General features: G+C 69.2%; 14 protein-coding genes. 5 read left to right on the forward strand and 9 right to left on the reverse strand.

Annotated elements, in window-relative coordinates:
* Positions 1 to 2 precede the first annotated feature (2 nt).
* The 3 genes from ACTU3I_RS12910 to ACTU3I_RS12920 all read right to left on the reverse strand — a co-directional run bounded on the left by ACTU3I_RS12910 (position 3) and on the right by ACTU3I_RS12920 (position 2654).
* A complete protein-coding gene (locus ACTU3I_RS12910) occupies positions 3 to 770 on the reverse strand; it encodes an SURF1 family protein (protein WP_442926404.1) in 768 nt (255 codons plus the stop codon).
* 125 nt (positions 771 to 895) lie between these two features.
* Positions 896 to 2011, reverse strand: a complete 1116-nt coding sequence (locus ACTU3I_RS12915) for a GuaB3 family IMP dehydrogenase-related protein (protein ID WP_442926405.1) — start codon at positions 2009 to 2011, stop codon at positions 896 to 898.
* Between the two features lie 28 nt (positions 2012 to 2039).
* Positions 2040 to 2654 (reverse strand): TetR/AcrR family transcriptional regulator, encoded by a 615-nt coding sequence (locus ACTU3I_RS12920; RefSeq protein WP_442926100.1) that lies wholly within the window; start codon positions 2652 to 2654, stop codon positions 2040 to 2042.
* A 78-nt stretch (positions 2655 to 2732) separates the two neighbouring features.
* Here ACTU3I_RS12920 and ACTU3I_RS12925 point away from each other — a divergent pair, with 78 nt between their 5' ends.
* Positions 2733 to 4169: a DHA2 family efflux MFS transporter permease subunit gene (locus tag ACTU3I_RS12925; RefSeq protein ID WP_442926101.1), complete on the forward strand. Its 1437-nt coding sequence runs from the start codon at positions 2733 to 2735 to the stop codon at positions 4167 to 4169.
* A gap of 3 nt (positions 4170 to 4172) precedes the next feature.
* On the opposite strand, the gene ACTU3I_RS12930 is transcribed toward ACTU3I_RS12925, so the two are convergent.
* Positions 4173 to 4841, reverse strand: coding sequence for a TMEM175 family protein (locus tag ACTU3I_RS12930; protein ID WP_442926102.1), 669 nt, complete (start codon positions 4839 to 4841; stop codon positions 4173 to 4175).
* Positions 4842 to 4964: 123 nt separating this feature from the next.
* Positions 4965 to 6467 carry an IMP dehydrogenase gene (gene guaB / locus ACTU3I_RS12935; protein ID WP_442926103.1) on the reverse strand — a complete coding sequence of 501 codons (1503 nt, stop codon included), beginning with the start codon at positions 6465 to 6467 and terminating at the stop codon, positions 4965 to 4967.
* 307 nt (positions 6468 to 6774) lie between these two features.
* On the opposite strand from guaB, the gene ACTU3I_RS12940 reads away from it, so the two are divergent.
* The 4 genes from ACTU3I_RS12940 to ACTU3I_RS12955 all read left to right on the forward strand — a co-directional run bounded on the left by ACTU3I_RS12940 (position 6775) and on the right by ACTU3I_RS12955 (position 10824).
* A complete protein-coding gene (locus ACTU3I_RS12940) occupies positions 6775 to 8094 on the forward strand; it encodes an ABC transporter permease subunit (protein WP_442926104.1) in 1320 nt (439 codons plus the stop codon).
* Between the two features lie 9 nt (positions 8095 to 8103).
* Positions 8104 to 9084: a branched-chain amino acid ABC transporter permease gene (locus ACTU3I_RS12945; RefSeq protein ID WP_442926105.1), complete on the forward strand. Its 981-nt coding sequence runs from the start codon at positions 8104 to 8106 to the stop codon at positions 9082 to 9084.
* Between the two features lie 97 nt (positions 9085 to 9181).
* Positions 9182 to 10090 carry an ABC transporter ATP-binding protein gene (locus ACTU3I_RS12950; protein ID WP_442926406.1) on the forward strand — a complete coding sequence of 303 codons (909 nt, stop codon included), beginning with the start codon at positions 9182 to 9184 and terminating at the stop codon, positions 10088 to 10090.
* Positions 10087 to 10824 (forward strand): ABC transporter ATP-binding protein, encoded by a 738-nt coding sequence (locus ACTU3I_RS12955; RefSeq protein ID WP_442926106.1) that lies wholly within the window; start codon positions 10087 to 10089, stop codon positions 10822 to 10824. Before ACTU3I_RS12950 ends, ACTU3I_RS12955 begins: the two co-directional genes overlap by 4 nt.
* A gap of 82 nt (positions 10825 to 10906) precedes the next feature.
* Here the strand turns inward: ACTU3I_RS12955 and ACTU3I_RS12960 are convergent, their stop codons facing one another.
* The 4 genes from ACTU3I_RS12960 to groES form a co-directional block, all read right to left on the reverse strand.
* A complete protein-coding gene (locus ACTU3I_RS12960; RefSeq protein ID WP_442926107.1) occupies positions 10907 to 11818 on the reverse strand; it encodes an endonuclease domain-containing protein in 912 nt (303 codons plus the stop codon).
* 281 nt (positions 11819 to 12099) lie between these two features.
* Positions 12100 to 13377 (reverse strand): ABC transporter substrate-binding protein, encoded by a 1278-nt coding sequence (locus tag ACTU3I_RS12965; protein WP_442926108.1) that lies wholly within the window; start codon positions 13375 to 13377, stop codon positions 12100 to 12102.
* Positions 13378 to 13564: 187 nt separating this feature from the next.
* Complete coding sequence (rarD, locus tag ACTU3I_RS12970) at positions 13565 to 14530, reverse strand: EamA family transporter RarD (protein ID WP_442926109.1); 966 nt, start codon at positions 14528 to 14530, stop codon at positions 13565 to 13567.
* Positions 14531 to 14648: 118 nt separating this feature from the next.
* The gene (gene groES / locus ACTU3I_RS12975) at positions 14649 to 14945 is read right to left on the reverse strand and encodes a co-chaperone GroES (RefSeq protein ID WP_135063578.1); all 297 of its coding nucleotides are present in this window, start codon (positions 14943 to 14945) and stop codon (positions 14649 to 14651) included.
* Positions 14946 to 15086: the final 141 nt, after the last annotated feature.

The raw sequence follows: 15086 nt of genomic DNA on the forward strand, positions 1-15086 counted from the left end.
GATCAGACCGCTGGGTCGTCGAGCTCCTCGACCTCGCGCTCCCACGCATCGCGGGCGAGGCGGTACCAGAGATAGAACGCGAAGCCCGCGAAGACGGCCCACTCGACGGCGTAGAAGATGTTGAGCCAGTTGACGTTCGACCCCTCGGCGGGCGCTGGCGACGAGATCGTCTCGAGGTCGCCGGCGGCATCCGTCGACGCCAGATACGGGCGGTACACGTCGACGCCGTCGATGTCGTGCCAGCGCGAGAGCAAGGCGGGGGGCGACATCCGCGTGATCTCCTGCGGATCGGCGCCGGCCGGAGGCAGGGCCGGTCCTTCGTCGGAGATGAGACGCCCCGTGACAGCGACGATGTCATCGGGGGCGTCGGCGGCCGCCTCGGACAGGGCGGATGCCGCGGACTCGGCGCTCTCGCGGTCGGGGGCCCATCCCACCGCGACCGCGAGGGAGGTCGGGGTGGCGGTATCGTCCAGCCGCAGCTGACCAGTGACCCAGTAGCCTTCGACGCCGTCGTTGTAGCGCTGCGACACCACCACGAAGTCGCCCGGGATCCACCGGCCGGAGGTCTCGACCTTCTGGCCGACGAGCGGCTCGGGAAGATACTCGCCGGGACCTGCCACCTCCGGCAGCGGCCGCACGACCTCGGTCGCGCCCGGCGGGGCCGGCGACGTGTCGATCGCGCGCCCGAGCTGCCACTGCCCGAGCCACGCGAAGACCCCGGCGACGACGAGGCACAGGGCGAGCATCGCCAGCCACCGCGGACGCAGCATCACCTCGCGGAGCGTCGGCGGGAACACGTCGTCCCGCTGCGCCCGCTCACCGTCCGCAGGATCTGCGGTGTCCCCGGACCCGGGGCGAGGTGCGGAGCGACGAGACGAGGGGTCGGCGTCCGACATCAGCGGCCGTACGGCGCGACGACCACCTCGACGCGCTGGAACTCCTTCAAGTCCGAATAGCCGGTGGTCGCCATGGATTTGCGCAGCGCCCCGATGAGGTTCGCCGTGCCGTCCGACACCGGCGCGGGCCCGTAGAGGATCTCCTCGAGCGGACCGATCTGATCGACGTGCACGCGGCGGCCGCGGGGCAGCTGAGGGTGGTGGGCCTCGGGTCCCCAGTGGTATCCGCGGCCGGGTGCGTCGGTGGCGCGAGCCAGCGCGACACCCAGCATCACCGCATCCGCCCCCATCGCGAGCGCCTTGACGATGTCGCCGGAGGTGCCGACGCCGCCGTCGGCGATGACGTGCACGTAGCGTCCGCCCGACTCGTCGAGGTAGTCGCGGCGCGCGCCGGCCACATCGGCGACGGCCGTGGCCATCGGTGCGTGAAGGCCCAGCGTCGCGCGCGTGGTCGATGCCGCCCCGCCGCCGAATCCGACGAGCACGCCGGCCGCGCCGGTGCGCATGAGGTGCAGCGCGGCGGTGTAGGTGCCCGCTCCTCCGACGATCACGGGCACATCGAGGTCGTAGATGAACTTCTTGAGGTTCAGCGGCGCTGCGACGCTCGAGACGTGCTCCGCCGAGACCGTGGTGCCGCGGATGACGAACAGGTCGACGCCGGCGGCGACGACTGTCTCATAGAGCTCCTGCGTGCGCTGCGGCGTGAGGGCACCGGCGACCGTGACGCCACCCGCGCGGATCTCCTCGAGACGATCGCGCACGAGCTCGGGCTTGATCGGCTCGGCATACAGCTCCTGCATCCGGCGGGTCGCCTGGCCGTCGTCGAGCCGGGCGATCTCATCGAGCAGCGGCTCGGGGTCGTCGTAGCGGGTCCACAGCCCCTCGAGGTCGAGCACGCCCAGGCCGCCGAGCTGACCGAGCATGATGGCCGTGCGGGGGCTCACGACGCTGTCCATCGGGGCGCCGAGCACCGGGATCGAGAAGGGGAAGGCGTCGATGGTCCACGAGGTCGACACGTCCTCCGGGTTGCGCGTGCGCCGCGACGGCACGACGGCGATGTCGTCGAACGTGTAGGCGCGACGGGCGCGCTTGGCGCGGCCGAGCTCGATCTCCATACTCACCGCTCCAGCCTACCGGCGGCGATCACCACGGTTCGGAGATCCTCGGGGCTTGCGCGAGCGCGACGTCGACGTTCGCGGCGAAGCACTCATTCATCAGCGACCTGATCTGATCGTCGCTGTCGTAGTCCTCAGCGACGCGGAGCCCGATCAGCGTGTTGATCATCATGCCCTGCGCCAAGAACTGCTGCGCGTCGGCGGCGGGGAACCCCTCCGCCAGCAGATACCGCCACACGCGGGCGAAGCCGGCGCGCGCGGCCGGGCCGATGACGGGGTGGGCACCCAGGAGGAAGGCGTGCGACAGGATCTGGTGGAGGCCGCGCACCTCGAGGAGGCCGACGTACGCCGCGCCCATCGCGCGGGCCCGCTCCGCCTGGTCGCCGGAGGGGGGCACGGCGGCGAAGGCGGCGAAGAGGCGGTCCAGGGCGTCACCGATCGCCGCGAGGAAGAGCTTCTCCTTCGTGCCGAACAGGCGCACGACATAGGGCTGGGACACCGCGGCAGCCCGCGCGACGTCGTCGGTCGTCGTTCCGACGTAACCCTTGGCGCCGAAGACGGCGATGGCGGCTTCGATGATCTGCTCGCGTCGCTCGTCCGACGACATGCGTCGGGCAGCGTCCGCGACGGGGTCCGGAGTCATGGTTGACATGTTATCAGTCGATTACTACAGTCGCGGGGTACGGAGTTATCAGTCGATTACAACTTATGAGGAGTCGTCGTGTCCGCAGAGTCCCCCTCCCCGGGCGGCCGATCCTTCGCGGTGGTCACCGCGGCGGCATCCATCCCGATGTTCATGGCCACGCTCGACAACCTCGTGATGACGAACGCCCTCCCGGTGCTGCACACCGAACTCGGGGCGGGAGTCACCGAGCTGCAGTGGTTCGTCAACGCGTACACGCTCGCCTTCGCGGGTTTCATCCTGGTGGCCGCTGCCCTCGGTGACCGCTTCGGGCGTCGCACCGTCTTCGTCGGCGGCATCGCGGTGTTCGCCGTGGGATCGGCCCTGGCGGCACTGAGCGTTGACCCCGGGCAGCTGATCGCGGCGCGCGCGCTGCAGGGGCTGGGAGCAGCCGGAGTGCTTCCCCTCTCCCTCGCGCTCATCTCCGGCGGAGTGGCGCCCGAGCGCCGGCCGCTGGCGATCGGCATCTGGGGTGGGGTGTCGGGGCTCGGCGTCGCCGTGGGGCCGCTCGTGGGCGGTGCGGTCATGGAGGGGTGGAGCTGGCAGGCCATCTTCTGGATCAATCTCCCCGTGGCCGTCGTCGCCATCCCGTTCGCGCTGTGGGCCCTGCGCAACGACCGCGGCGAGCGCGCACGCATCGACATCGCGGGAGCGGTCCTCGCCGGGCTCGGGGTGCTGGCGCTCGTCCACGCCATCGTGCGCGGCAACGACGACGGCTGGGCCTCGGCGTCGGTCGTGGCGGAGCTGGTCGCCGGCGGAGGGCTCCTGGTCGCCTTCGTCCTGTGGCAGCGGCGCGCTGTCGCCCCGCTGGTGCCGCTGCGCCTCTTCCGCGACCGCTCCTTCTCGGTCACGAACATCGTCGGCTTCGCCTTCAGCTTCGGCACCTTCGGCGCGGTCTTCATCCTCATCCAGTACATGCAGGTCGTCCAGGGCTCCTCGCCGCTCGAAGCCGCCGTGCAGACCATCCCGTGGACGCTCGCGCCGATGTTCGTCGCGCCGCTCGCCGGGCTCGTGGCTCCGCGCGTCGGCACACGCGCCCTCCTGACGTCCGGTCTCGTCCTGCAGGGCGCGGCGCTGTCGTGGATCGCGGCCATCCTCTCGACCGACGTCGCGTACGCCCAGCTGATCGTGCCCTTCGCGCTGGCCGGCATCGGCATGGGCCTGGTCTTCGCCCCCTCCGCCACCGCGCTGCTGGCGACCCTCACCACCGCCGATCACGCCAAGGCGTCGGGCGTCAACTCGACGCTGCGCGAGATCGGGCTGGCGCTGGGCACCGCCGTGATGACGGCGATCTTCGTGGGGGCCGGCGGCGAGCTACGGCCGGACGTCTACGTCGAGGCGGCGCGCCCGGCCGTGATCACGGGTGCGGCCGTGCTGTTCGCGGCGTCCCTCGCCGCCCTCGCGCTCCCGTCCGGCCGCGGCCGCATTCCTCGAGCGGATGCGGCGCCGCAGCCGGAACTCGCCGCCGCGGGGTGACGCTCAGGATCGCGGCGCCGCGTCGCCGGCGGGGTGATCGTCGTCCTCCATCATCGGCCCGCCGCCGAGGAGTCGCGTGAGTGGCCCGTCGAGCAGGAAAAGCAGGAACGCGAAGGAGCCGAGCCAGGGCGCGGCGACGAGCACCGCCCCCGAGATGAGCAACGCGCTGAGCGACCCGCGACCCCAACGGCCGGCCTGCGCGGCGCTGATGTCGGGCATCATGGTCTCCCGCTGACGCGTCGCCCACTGCCACTGCAGCCACGAGCACGCGATCGCGAGGAAGAAGTTGGCCGGAAGCAGCAGCCTCCCGGCGAAGAACTGGGAGTACTCGGTCAGGAGGGACGAGGTGAAGGGCACCAGCACGATGAACAGCAGCCGGAGATTGTTGATCCAGATGCCGACGCCGTCGATCCGCGCGATGTGCTCGAACTGCGACACGTGGGTGACCCACATGAGGCTGAGGAGGAGGAAACTCAGCGCGAAGGTGAAGATCGGGCCGACCAGGCCCCCGAGGGCTTCCCAGAGCGCAGCGTCGCTCGTGGCTCCTTCCAGCGACCGCCCGGTGAGGTCGAGCACGAGCAGCGTCGCCGCGATCGCGAAGACGCCGTCGGTGTAGGCCTCCAGGCGCCGCGTCGACAGCGTCGAGTCGGGGTGTGACCGGCGGCGGATCATGCGCTCAGCGTATCCACCGCCCGCCCAACCCACACGATCGCGCCCAACCTACGCGATCTGCCGCGCATATCCGGTGGATTCGGCGCAGAACGGTGGGTTCGCGGGACGGAACGCGCGGGACGGTCAGCGCTTGTAGTTCGGGGCCTCGACCACGATCTGCACGTCGTGGGGGTGCGACTCCTTGAGACCCGCCGAGGTGATGCGGACGAACCTGCCCTTGGCCTTCAGCTCGTCGATCGTGCGCGCGCCGACGTAGAACATCGACTGACGGAGCCCGCCGACCAGCTGGTACGCCACGGCGGACAGCGGGCCGCGGTACGCGACCTGACCCTCGATCCCCTCGGGGATCAGCTTGTCGTCGTTGGGGACGTCGGCCTGGAAGTAGCGGTCCTTCGAGTACGACGTCTTCTTGCCGCGGGTCTGGAGGGCCCCCAGCGAACCCATGCCGCGGTACTGCTTGAACTGCTTGCCACCCTGGAAGACGATCTCGCCCGGCGACTCGTCGGTACCGGCCAGAAGCGAGCCCAGCATGACCGTGTCGGCACCGGCGACCAGCGCCTTCGCGATGTCTCCGGAGTACTGCAGCCCGCCGTCGGCGATCACCGGGATGCCGGCCTCGCGCGTGGCCTGGAACGCCTCCCAGATCGCGGTGATCTGCGGCACGCCCACGCCCGCGACGATGCGCGTGGTGCAGATGGAGCCCGGCCCGACACCGACCTTGACAGCATCCGCCCCCGCGTCGACGAGCGCCTGAGCACCCTCGCGGGTGGCGACGTTGCCGCCGATGACGTCGATGTGGGCGAACGTCGGATCGGCCTTGAGACGGCGGACCATGTCGATGACACCCGCCGACTGGCCGTTGGCCGTGTCGACGACGAGCACGTCGACCCCCGCGTCGCGAAGGGCCTCGGCGCGCTCCCACGCGTCGCCGAAGAATCCGATCGCAGCGCCCACGCGCAGCCGACCGTGCTCGTCCTTCGTGGCGAGCGGATACTTCTCGCTCTTGTCGAAGTCCTTGATCGTGATGAGACCGGCGAGCTTGCCGTCGTCATCGATCAACGGCAGCTTCTCGACGCGGTGCTGCGCGAACAGGGCGATGACCTCGTTGGCGCCGATGCCGACGCGACCCGTGATGAGGCCGTCGCTGGTCATGACGTCGCGCACCTTCGTGGTGCGGCGCTCGAAGCCGGAGACGAACCGCATGTCGCGGTTCGTGATGATGCCGAGGAGGCGCCCGTCCTCGTCGATGACCGGAAGCCCCGAGATGCGGTACTGCGCGCACAACGCGTCGACCTCTTCGATCGACGCGTCGGGCGTCGTGGTGATCGGGTCGGTGATCATCCCCGACTCGCTGCGCTTGACCCGGTCCACCATCGACGCCTGCTCCTCGATGGAGGCGTTGCGATGCAGGATGCCGAGGCCGCCTTCGCGCGCGATGGCGATCGCCAGGCGCGCCTCCGTCACCGTGTCCATGGCCGCCGACAGCAGCGGCGTCGCCACCGTGATGCGCCGCGTCACGCGCGAGGACGTATCGGCCTCGCTCGGGATGACGTCGGTGTGTCCGGGGAGGAGGAGGACATCGTCGTAGGTCAGACCGACGAAGCCGAAGGGGTCGTGATTCTCCATGTTTCTCCTGCGCACGCGGCGCGTTGCTCAAGTGACGACGACGGCCGGCGCGCGCACCCGCGCCGTACTCGATTCTAAGTCGGCGGGAGGACGGATTGTTCCCGCCTCGAGTACCCGAATCGGCGGCTGGAGGGAGCGAATTGTCCTCTCAAGTGCGCGTTCGCCTCGCGATGTGCGTAATATTCCGATCCGGTCACACGTCACATCCGTCGGGTGGGCGAAACACGACCGACACATTACGCTCGTACCGTCGTTCATCACCGTCGATACGACACGAAGCAATCGGCTGCCGCCGACTGGAGGATCTGTGAGTCCCACGACCACTGCGGCGCGTCGAACACGCGCGGGAACGCTCCCAGCACTGTTCGCGCTCCTTCTGACGCTCATCGGCGTCTTCGTCGGGGCGGCGCCCGCCGTCGCGGCGGAGGGCGATCCGTACCGCATCAGCGGCAACGTGCAACTGGACGGCGAGCCGCTGGAGGGCGTGGTCCTGACCGTCGACGGTCCCGGCGGCGAGCAGGAGGTGGAGACGGATGCCGACGGCCAATGGCGCGTGAGCGTGCCCGAGCGCGACGAGTACTCCATCACCCTCGACGAGTCCAGCCTCCCCGAGGGCATCGCGGTCGTCGACCCCGAGGACGACACCCCGAACGTCAAGGACGTCGAGGTCGGAGCGGGCGGGCGCGTGACCGTGAACTTCTTCATCGGTGAAGGCGAGCGCAACGTCACAAGCTTCGCCGACCAGCTGGTCCAGCGCGTCGTGCAGGGCCTCAGCTTCGGACTGATGCTGGCGCTGGCCGCCGTCGGGCTCTCGCTCGTGTTCGGCACGACCGGCATCTCGAACTTCGCCCACGGCGAGATGGTCACCTTCGGCGCTGTCGCGGCGCTGTTCCTCGTCGGGCCCGCCTCACTGTCCCTCCCCTGGTGGCTCGGCTACCCGGCGGCCGTCCTCCTCGGAGCCGTCCTCGGCCTCGTGATGGACATGGTCCTGTGGCGACCGCTGCGCAGGCGCCGCGTCGGCGTGGTGCAGCTGATGATCGTCAGCATCGGCCTTTCGCTGACCCTGCGATACCTCTACCAGTTCTTCATCGGCGGCGGCACGAGCCAGCTGCCGTACGCCAGCGCCCCCAAGATCCCGCTCTTCGGGGTCGTGCAGCTGAGCGTCATCGACATGGCGTCGATCGGGATCTCGATCGCGGTCATCGTCGCCTTCGCCCTGTGGCTGACGAAGTCGCGTCTGGGCAAGGCCACGCGTGCCATCTCGGACAACCCGTCGCTGGCGGCGGCATCCGGAATCGACGTCGACTTCGTCGTGCGCGTGGTGTGGATCGTCTCCGGCGCCATGGCGGCTCTCGCCGGCATCCTATACGCCTACTACCGCCCCGGTATCAAGTGGGACATGGGCGCGCAGGTGCTGCTGCTCATGTTCGCGGCGGTGACCCTCGGTGGTCTCGGCACGGCCTACGGTGCGCTGATCGGATCGATCATCGTGGGCCTCCTGGTCGAGGTGTCCACGCTCTTCGGCATCCCGTCCGACCTCAAGTACGCCGTGGCGCTGTTCATCCTCATCGTCATCCTGCTGTTCCGACCGCAGGGCATCCTCGGTCGGCGCGAGAGAATAGGTTAGGCGCGCAAAATGGACTTCCTTCCCATCCTCTCCAACACCGCATCCTCGATCCTGAGCCCGGCCACGATCGGTTACGCTCTGGCCGCTCTCGGCCTCGCGGTGCACTTCGGATACGCCGGCCTGATCAACATGGGCATCGCCGGCTTCATGGCCATCGGTGCGTACGGCTACGCCATCTCGATCCTCACGTTCGGACTCCCCTGGTGGGCCGGCGCGCTGATCGGCCTGGCCGCCGCGGCGGTGTTCGCCCTCATCCTCGGCATCCCGACGCTGCGCCTGCGCGGCGACTACCTCGCGATCGTCACGATCGCGGCCGCCGAGGTCGTTCGCCTGCTGTTCCTCACCACCGCGTTCGACGAGTTCACCGGATCGGCCGACGGGCTGAGCGGGTACCACACGAGCTTCCGCGCCTCCAATCCGCTGCCCGACGGCACGTACGGTCTCGGCCCGTGGACGTACAACGAGAACGGCTGGTGGGTCCGCATCATGGGCCTTCTGACGCTCGCGTTCGCGGTGCTGGTGGTGTGGATGCTGATGCGCAGTCCCTGGGGCCGTGTCCTCAAGGGCATCCGCGAAGACGAGGACGCCGTGCGCTCGCTCGGTAAGAACGTCTTCGCGTACAAGATGCAGTCGCTCGTGCTCGGCGGCGTGCTCGCCGCGGCCGGCGGTATCGTCTACGCCCTCCCCTCGGCGGTGAGCCCCGGCGTCTACGTCACGTCGCTGACGTTCTTCGTCTGGACGGCGCTCCTCCTCGGAGGCGCGGCGACGGTCTTCGGACCGCTCCTGGGCTCCCTCATCTTCTGGGTGCTGCAGACGTTCCTCTCCAACATCCTGCCCGCGCTCGTCGAGGCCGGGGTGCTGCCGTTCATGTCGCAGATCCAGGCGGGGACGCTCCGCTTCATCCTCGTGGGCGTGGCGCTCATGCTGCTCGTGATCTTCATGCCGCAGGGCCTCCTGGGCAACAAGAAGGAGCTGACCTTTGTCCGATAACGCAGCATCCGGCGACGCCTACGAGGCAGCCCCGCCCGCATCGCCGGTCCCCCGCGCGAAGGCCACCGGCCTCCACGTCGGCGAGGCCACCCCCGGCGTGAAGAAGGTCGACCCGATCATCGTCGCCGACGGCATCACCCGCTCGTTCGGCGGCGTGAACGCGGTCGATGTCGCGCACCTGGAGATCCCCCGGGGCGCCATCACGGCCCTCATCGGGCCCAACGGTGCCGGCAAGACGACGCTGTTCAACCTGCTGACCGGCTTCGACAAGCCCAACTCCGGCACCTGGACGTTCGAGGGCAAGTCGCTGTCGGGGATCCCTGCCTACAAGGTCGCCCGCATGGGCCTCGTGCGCACGTTCCAGCTGACCAAGGCGCTGGGGCTCCTCACCGTCATGGAGAACATGAAGCTGGGGGCCACCGGACAGCGCGGAGAGCGGTTCTGGCAGAGCCTCATCCCCGCCGCCTGGCGCGGTCAGGACGCTGCCATCGAGGAGCGCGCCCACGAGCTGCTGCAGAAGTTCAAGCTCGACGCCAAGGAGGACGACTTCGCCGCGTCGCTCTCGGGCGGGCAGCGCAAGCTCCTCGAGATGGCCCGCTCGCTCATGACCGAGCCGAAGCTCGTCATGCTCGACGAGCCGATGGCCGGGGTGAACCCGGCGCTGACCCAGTCGCTGCTGGACCACATCCTCGACCTCAAGGATCTCGGCATGACCGTGCTCTTCGTCGAGCACGACATGCACATGGTCCGCCACATCGCCGACTGGGTCGTCGTCATGGCCGAGGGACGGATCGTCGCCGAAGGCGACCCCACCTCGGTGATGAAGGACCCGGCGGTCATCGACGCCTACCTCGGTGCGCACCAGGAGCTCGACCTCGGGGTCGTCACCGGGCGCATCGACGTGGTGCACGCCGACCCGACGACGGATGCCGCGGCATCCGAGAGCGCCAGCGCCGCCGTCCTCGTGGACGAGGGCGTGGCCGAAGACGAGGAGAACCGCTCATGAGCACCGTCGCCACCGACACCGCAGTCGTCTTCGTCGACGACGTGCACGCGGGCTACCTGCCGGGTGTCAACATCCTCAACGGCTGCTCCCTCACGGCGTACCAGGGCGAGCTGATCGGCATCATCGGTCCCAACGGCGCGGGAAAGTCGACGCTCCTGAAGGCGATCTTCGGACAGGTCAACATCCGCTCCGGGCAGGTGCTGCTGGAGGGCGAGGAGATCACCGGGCTGAAGGCCAACAAGCTGGTCGGACGCGGCGTGGGGTTCATCCCCCAGACCAACAACGTCTTCCCGAGCCTGACGATCGAAGAGAACCTGCAGATGGGGCTGTACCAGAACCCCAAGATCTACAGGGACCGCCTCGAGTTCGTCACCGGCATCTTCGCGGAGCTCGGCAAGCGCCTCAAGCAGCGCGCCGGGTCGCTGTCGGGCGGTGAGCGCCAGATGGTCGCGATGAGCCGGGCGCTCATGATGGACCCGAAGGTGCTGCTGCTGGACGAGCCGTCGGCGGGCCTGTCGCCCGTGCGCCAGGACGAGGCGTTCATCCGGGTCTCGGAGATCAACAAGGCCGGCGTGACGTGCATCATGGTCGAGCAGAACGCGCGGCGCTGCCTGCAGATCTGCGACCGGGGATACGTCCTGGATCAGGGTCGCGACGCCTACACCGGCACGGGCCGCGAGCTGCTGAACGACCCCAAGGTCACCGAGCTCTACCTCGGCACCCTCGGCCAGTAGCGGCGCCCGCTAGGGTGGCATGCCGCTCGGCATCCCCCTTCGGCCTCGGCGGGTTCGCGTGACAGTTCGCCGCGTATCCATGTCAGCGGACAACATTCCGGACCGATCCACTTCGTTCTGCCGCCGGACGGGCCCGGCGCGGCGCAGAGGCCGATGCATCCGGAATGTTGTCCGTCCGCGGGCCGAGCCGCTCGAGCATCGCGACGATAGCGCGGCCGAGCGGAGCGGTGTCCGCGAAGATGTCGGCCGCGATCGGGCGGATGCAGGCGTATCCACGTTCGGCGATCAGGATGTCGCGGCGACGATCGGCGACGTGTGCCTCCCATCCGTCGTGGAAAGCTCTGCTGTCGCACTCGATGACGAGCCACCCCGCCACCAGGAAGTCCACACGTCCGACGCCGGCGATCCAGACTTGGCACTCGAACGACAGATCGAGCGTGCGCAGCAGCAAGCGGACGAAGGTCTCCGAGCCCGACTCCGCCCGCCCATGGATCAGCCCGCGCAGCACCCGGCGACGTCGCGGGAGTACCGCGAACAACTCGTCCAGGTCGCGCTCGTCCACCACACCCAGGTGCAATGCGCTGTCGAGCGTGGCGATGGCCGCACGCGGAGCCTGGCAGATGAGCGCCTGCAGGAGCGCGTCGAAGGTTCCCACCCGCATGTGCCGGCTGTCGGGTGGGCGGTGAAGCGGAGCCCAGTGGATGCGCGCCTCCTTCGGCGTTCGCAGTCTCGTCGCGTGGGTCGGCACATGCACGTGGGTCACCGCGCGGTCGAGCACGAACACCCCGTACTCGCGCAGCACCGTTGTGCACCCCACGAGGCCGCCGATGCGAGCGGCATCCACCACCTCGGCCGAGGACGCCGGGTGCAAGTAGACGCCCTGTCGCGGACGCAGCAGGTCATTCGAGCGCACCAGTTCGGTTATCCGCCCTTGTGACAGTCCCCAGCTCTTGAGGTCGGCGTGGAAGTAGGCCTGGTCCGGGCGCATGAGCATCCCCGCAGCCTGCCGATGCTCGGACGGGACGACGCCCTGGCGGAAGCCATCCTGGGGATACCCGCCGCCGCGCGGGGCCTGGGGAGGAAGAGTGGGGCGCGGACAACATTCCGGATCGATCCCGCCCCTGCCGCTGCGGCCCCGCCGAGCGGCGCGTATCCGCGGATTGGTCCGGAATGTTGTCCGCCGTGCCAGGCCGACCGCGGCTGCCACCCGAGCCGGCCCGGGCAACGGGAAGGGCCCCGGTCCGAAGACCGGGGCCCTTCGCGTGGATGCTGCGATCAGCCTTCGTATGCGGCGTAGTTGTTGTCCTCGCCGAACTGGTAGATGCCGATCGACGCCTCGGTCGGGTCGCCGACCTCGTCGAACGTGATCGGACCCGAGATGCCGTCGTAGTCGGCCGTTCCGCCACCGAGGATGATGTCGGCGCAGGCCTGGTACGAGTCGCAGGTCTCGCCGTCACCGGCTCCGCCGGAGACCTCGATCAGCTTTTCGGCGATCGCCTCGGAGTCGGTCGAGCCGGCGGCAAGCGACGCCAGCGCGAGCAGGATCGTCGCGTCGTAGGACTCGGCAGCGTAGCTGTAGTCCTCCAGCGCCGGGGTGCCCTCGGCCTCGAGGAACGCGTCGAGCTCGCCCGTGAAGTCCGAGATCGAGTCGATCGACAGACCGGGGAGCGTGCCCTTGGCGCCCGTGAGGGAGCCGGCCGGGAACGCGTCGCCGAAGTTCTTCAGGTTGCCGTCGACGAAGTACAGGCCTTCGGCGGGGAACTGTCCGAACAGGCTCGGCAGGATCGTGGAGACCTCGTCGAACGTGATCAGCGCGATCGCGTCGGGGTCGGCCGCCAGGACCTCGCTGATCTGGGCGTCGAACGTGGTGTCACCGGTGTTGTAGGTGGTCTCCGCGACGACCTCGCCACCGGCGGCCTCGAACGCCTCGGAGACGTACTTGGCGAGCCCGGTGCCGTAGGAGTCGTTCAGCACGATCAGACCGAGGGTCTGCGCGCCGTCCTCAGCGATGAGGTTTCCGAGCACCTCGCCCTGCAGCACGTCCGAGGGCGCGGTGCGGAAGTAGAGGCCGTTGTCCTCGTACGTGGTGAACGCGTCGGACGTGTTCGCCGGGGAGAACTGGATGACGCCGGCGCCGACGACCTGGTCGATGAACTGCAGCGACGTGCCCGATGACGCCGCGCCGATGATCGCCGAGACGTCCTCGCCCAGCAGGCGCGGGATCTCCGTCTCGTAGGCCTTGTTGTCGGTGTCGCCCGAGTCGCCGTAGGTGACCTCGAGGGTCAGGCCGGTCTCGTCCGAGATCTCGTTGATCTGCGACGTCGCGTAGGCGACGCCCGCCTCTTCGGGCGGGCCGAGGAAGGCCAGGGTGCCGGTCTGGGGAAGCGCCGTGCCGATCTTCAGATCGAGCTCGCCACCCACCTCCGACGAGCCACCGGTCTCAGCGGCATCGCCGCCGCCACCGGAACACCCGGCCAGGAAGAGTGCGCTGACACCGACCACGGCGATACCGCCGAGGACCTTGCCGGCACGCGAACGTGTGAAAACGCTCATGTTGCTCCTTGCTGTGTATGAACTGCGGGCCCGCTCGGGCGCCGACCCAGTGCCCTCACACTAATGCGCAGGATGCGTCCTCAGTATTGCCGTTCGTTAACGATCTGTAACGCGACCCAATCGTTATCTGGAAGCGATGCCATGCGCGCGATCACGGGGCGGAGCGCGGATGCCGCCGCCCTTCGCGTCAGGTCAGATCGGCTATGTCCGACGCCTCCGCGCGCCCGCGCCGGGCGGCGAGAACGGAGTCGACGGTCAGCACGGTGAGCGAGATCCAGACCAGACCGAAGCCGATCCACCGCTCGAGCGGCATCGGCTCCCCCAGCACCCACACACCGGCCGCGAATTGCAGGATGGGCGCGACGAACTGCAGCATCCCCATGACGGTCAGCGGCACCCGTCGCGAGCCCGCCGCGAACAGCAGCAACGGCGTCGCGGTGGCGACCCCGGCCAGCAGCAGCAGCGCGGCGTGCCCGGGACCCGCGGAGAACAGCGTCAGCCCCGAGGTGGCACCGACGAGCGCGAGCTGCACGATCGCGACGGGCAGGAGCCACGCCGACTCGAGGGTCAGTCCGCTCACCGCGTCGACGGCGGGGCCGATCTGCTTCTTGACCAGTCCGTAGAGGCCGAAAGAGAACGCCAGCCCCAGAGCGACCCAGGGGAAGGCGCGGTAGCCGACGACGATCACGACGACCGCCGCAGCGGCGATGCCGAGCGCGATCCACTGCACGGCGCGCACGCGCTCACGGAGCACCACGACTCCCAGCACCACCGTGACGATCGGATTGATGAAGTACCCGAGGCTCGTCTCCACGACGTGGCCCGACAACGCCGCGAGGACGAAGATCATCCAGTTTCCGTAGATGAGCACTCCGGCCAGCGCCGTCCAGCCGAGCAGGCGCGGCTGACGCACGATCGCGAGGAAGGGGCGCCAGGCGCGCGTGACGGCCAGCAGCAGGATGCAGAACACCAGCGACAGCGCGATGCGCCAGGCGACGAGCTCCCACGCCCCCGTCGGCGCCAGCGCCACGAAGTACAGCGGAAGGAAGCCCCACAGCAGGTAGGACAGGAACGCGTATCCGCCGCCGACCAGCCGCGTGCGCGCCTCACCCGGTTCGGATGCGGCGGAGGGACTGCGCACGGACCGACTCACCGCACTACTCTATGTCGCCCGGCCTCCCGCTCCGGCGACGCGAATGCGCGGGCCGACGGGCAACGCGAAGGCCCCGGATGCCGAAGCATCCGGGGCCTGGAGCGGGAAGCGTCGCGCGTCAGCGGACGACGACCGCGAGCACGTCGCGGGCCGAGAGCACAAGGTACTCGTCGGCGCCGAACTTGACCTCGGTGCCGCCGTACTTGCTGTAGATGACGCGGTCGCCCACGGCGACGTCGAGCGGAACGCGGTTGCCGTTGTCGTCGATGCGGCCGGGGCCCACGGCCACGACCTCGCCCTCCTGGGGCTTCTCCTTCGCGGTGTCGGGAATGACGAGACCACTGGAGGTGGTCTGCTCAGCCTCGACCTGCTGGATGACGATGCGGTCCTCGAGCGGCTTGATGGAAACCGACACGGTCTACCTCTTCTTTCTGAACGCTTCGGTACGGAAGACTCGTTAGCACCCACACGAGGAGAGTGCTAACGCCAGTGTAGGGAAACGCTGGCACTCATGCAACGCGAGTGCCAACCGGGCGTCGTCCGCAGCTCTCCCCGG

It is taken from the genome of Microbacterium sp. RD1 (assembly GCF_052220165.1).
Lineage (GTDB): Bacteria > Actinomycetota > Actinomycetes > Actinomycetales > Microbacteriaceae > Microbacterium.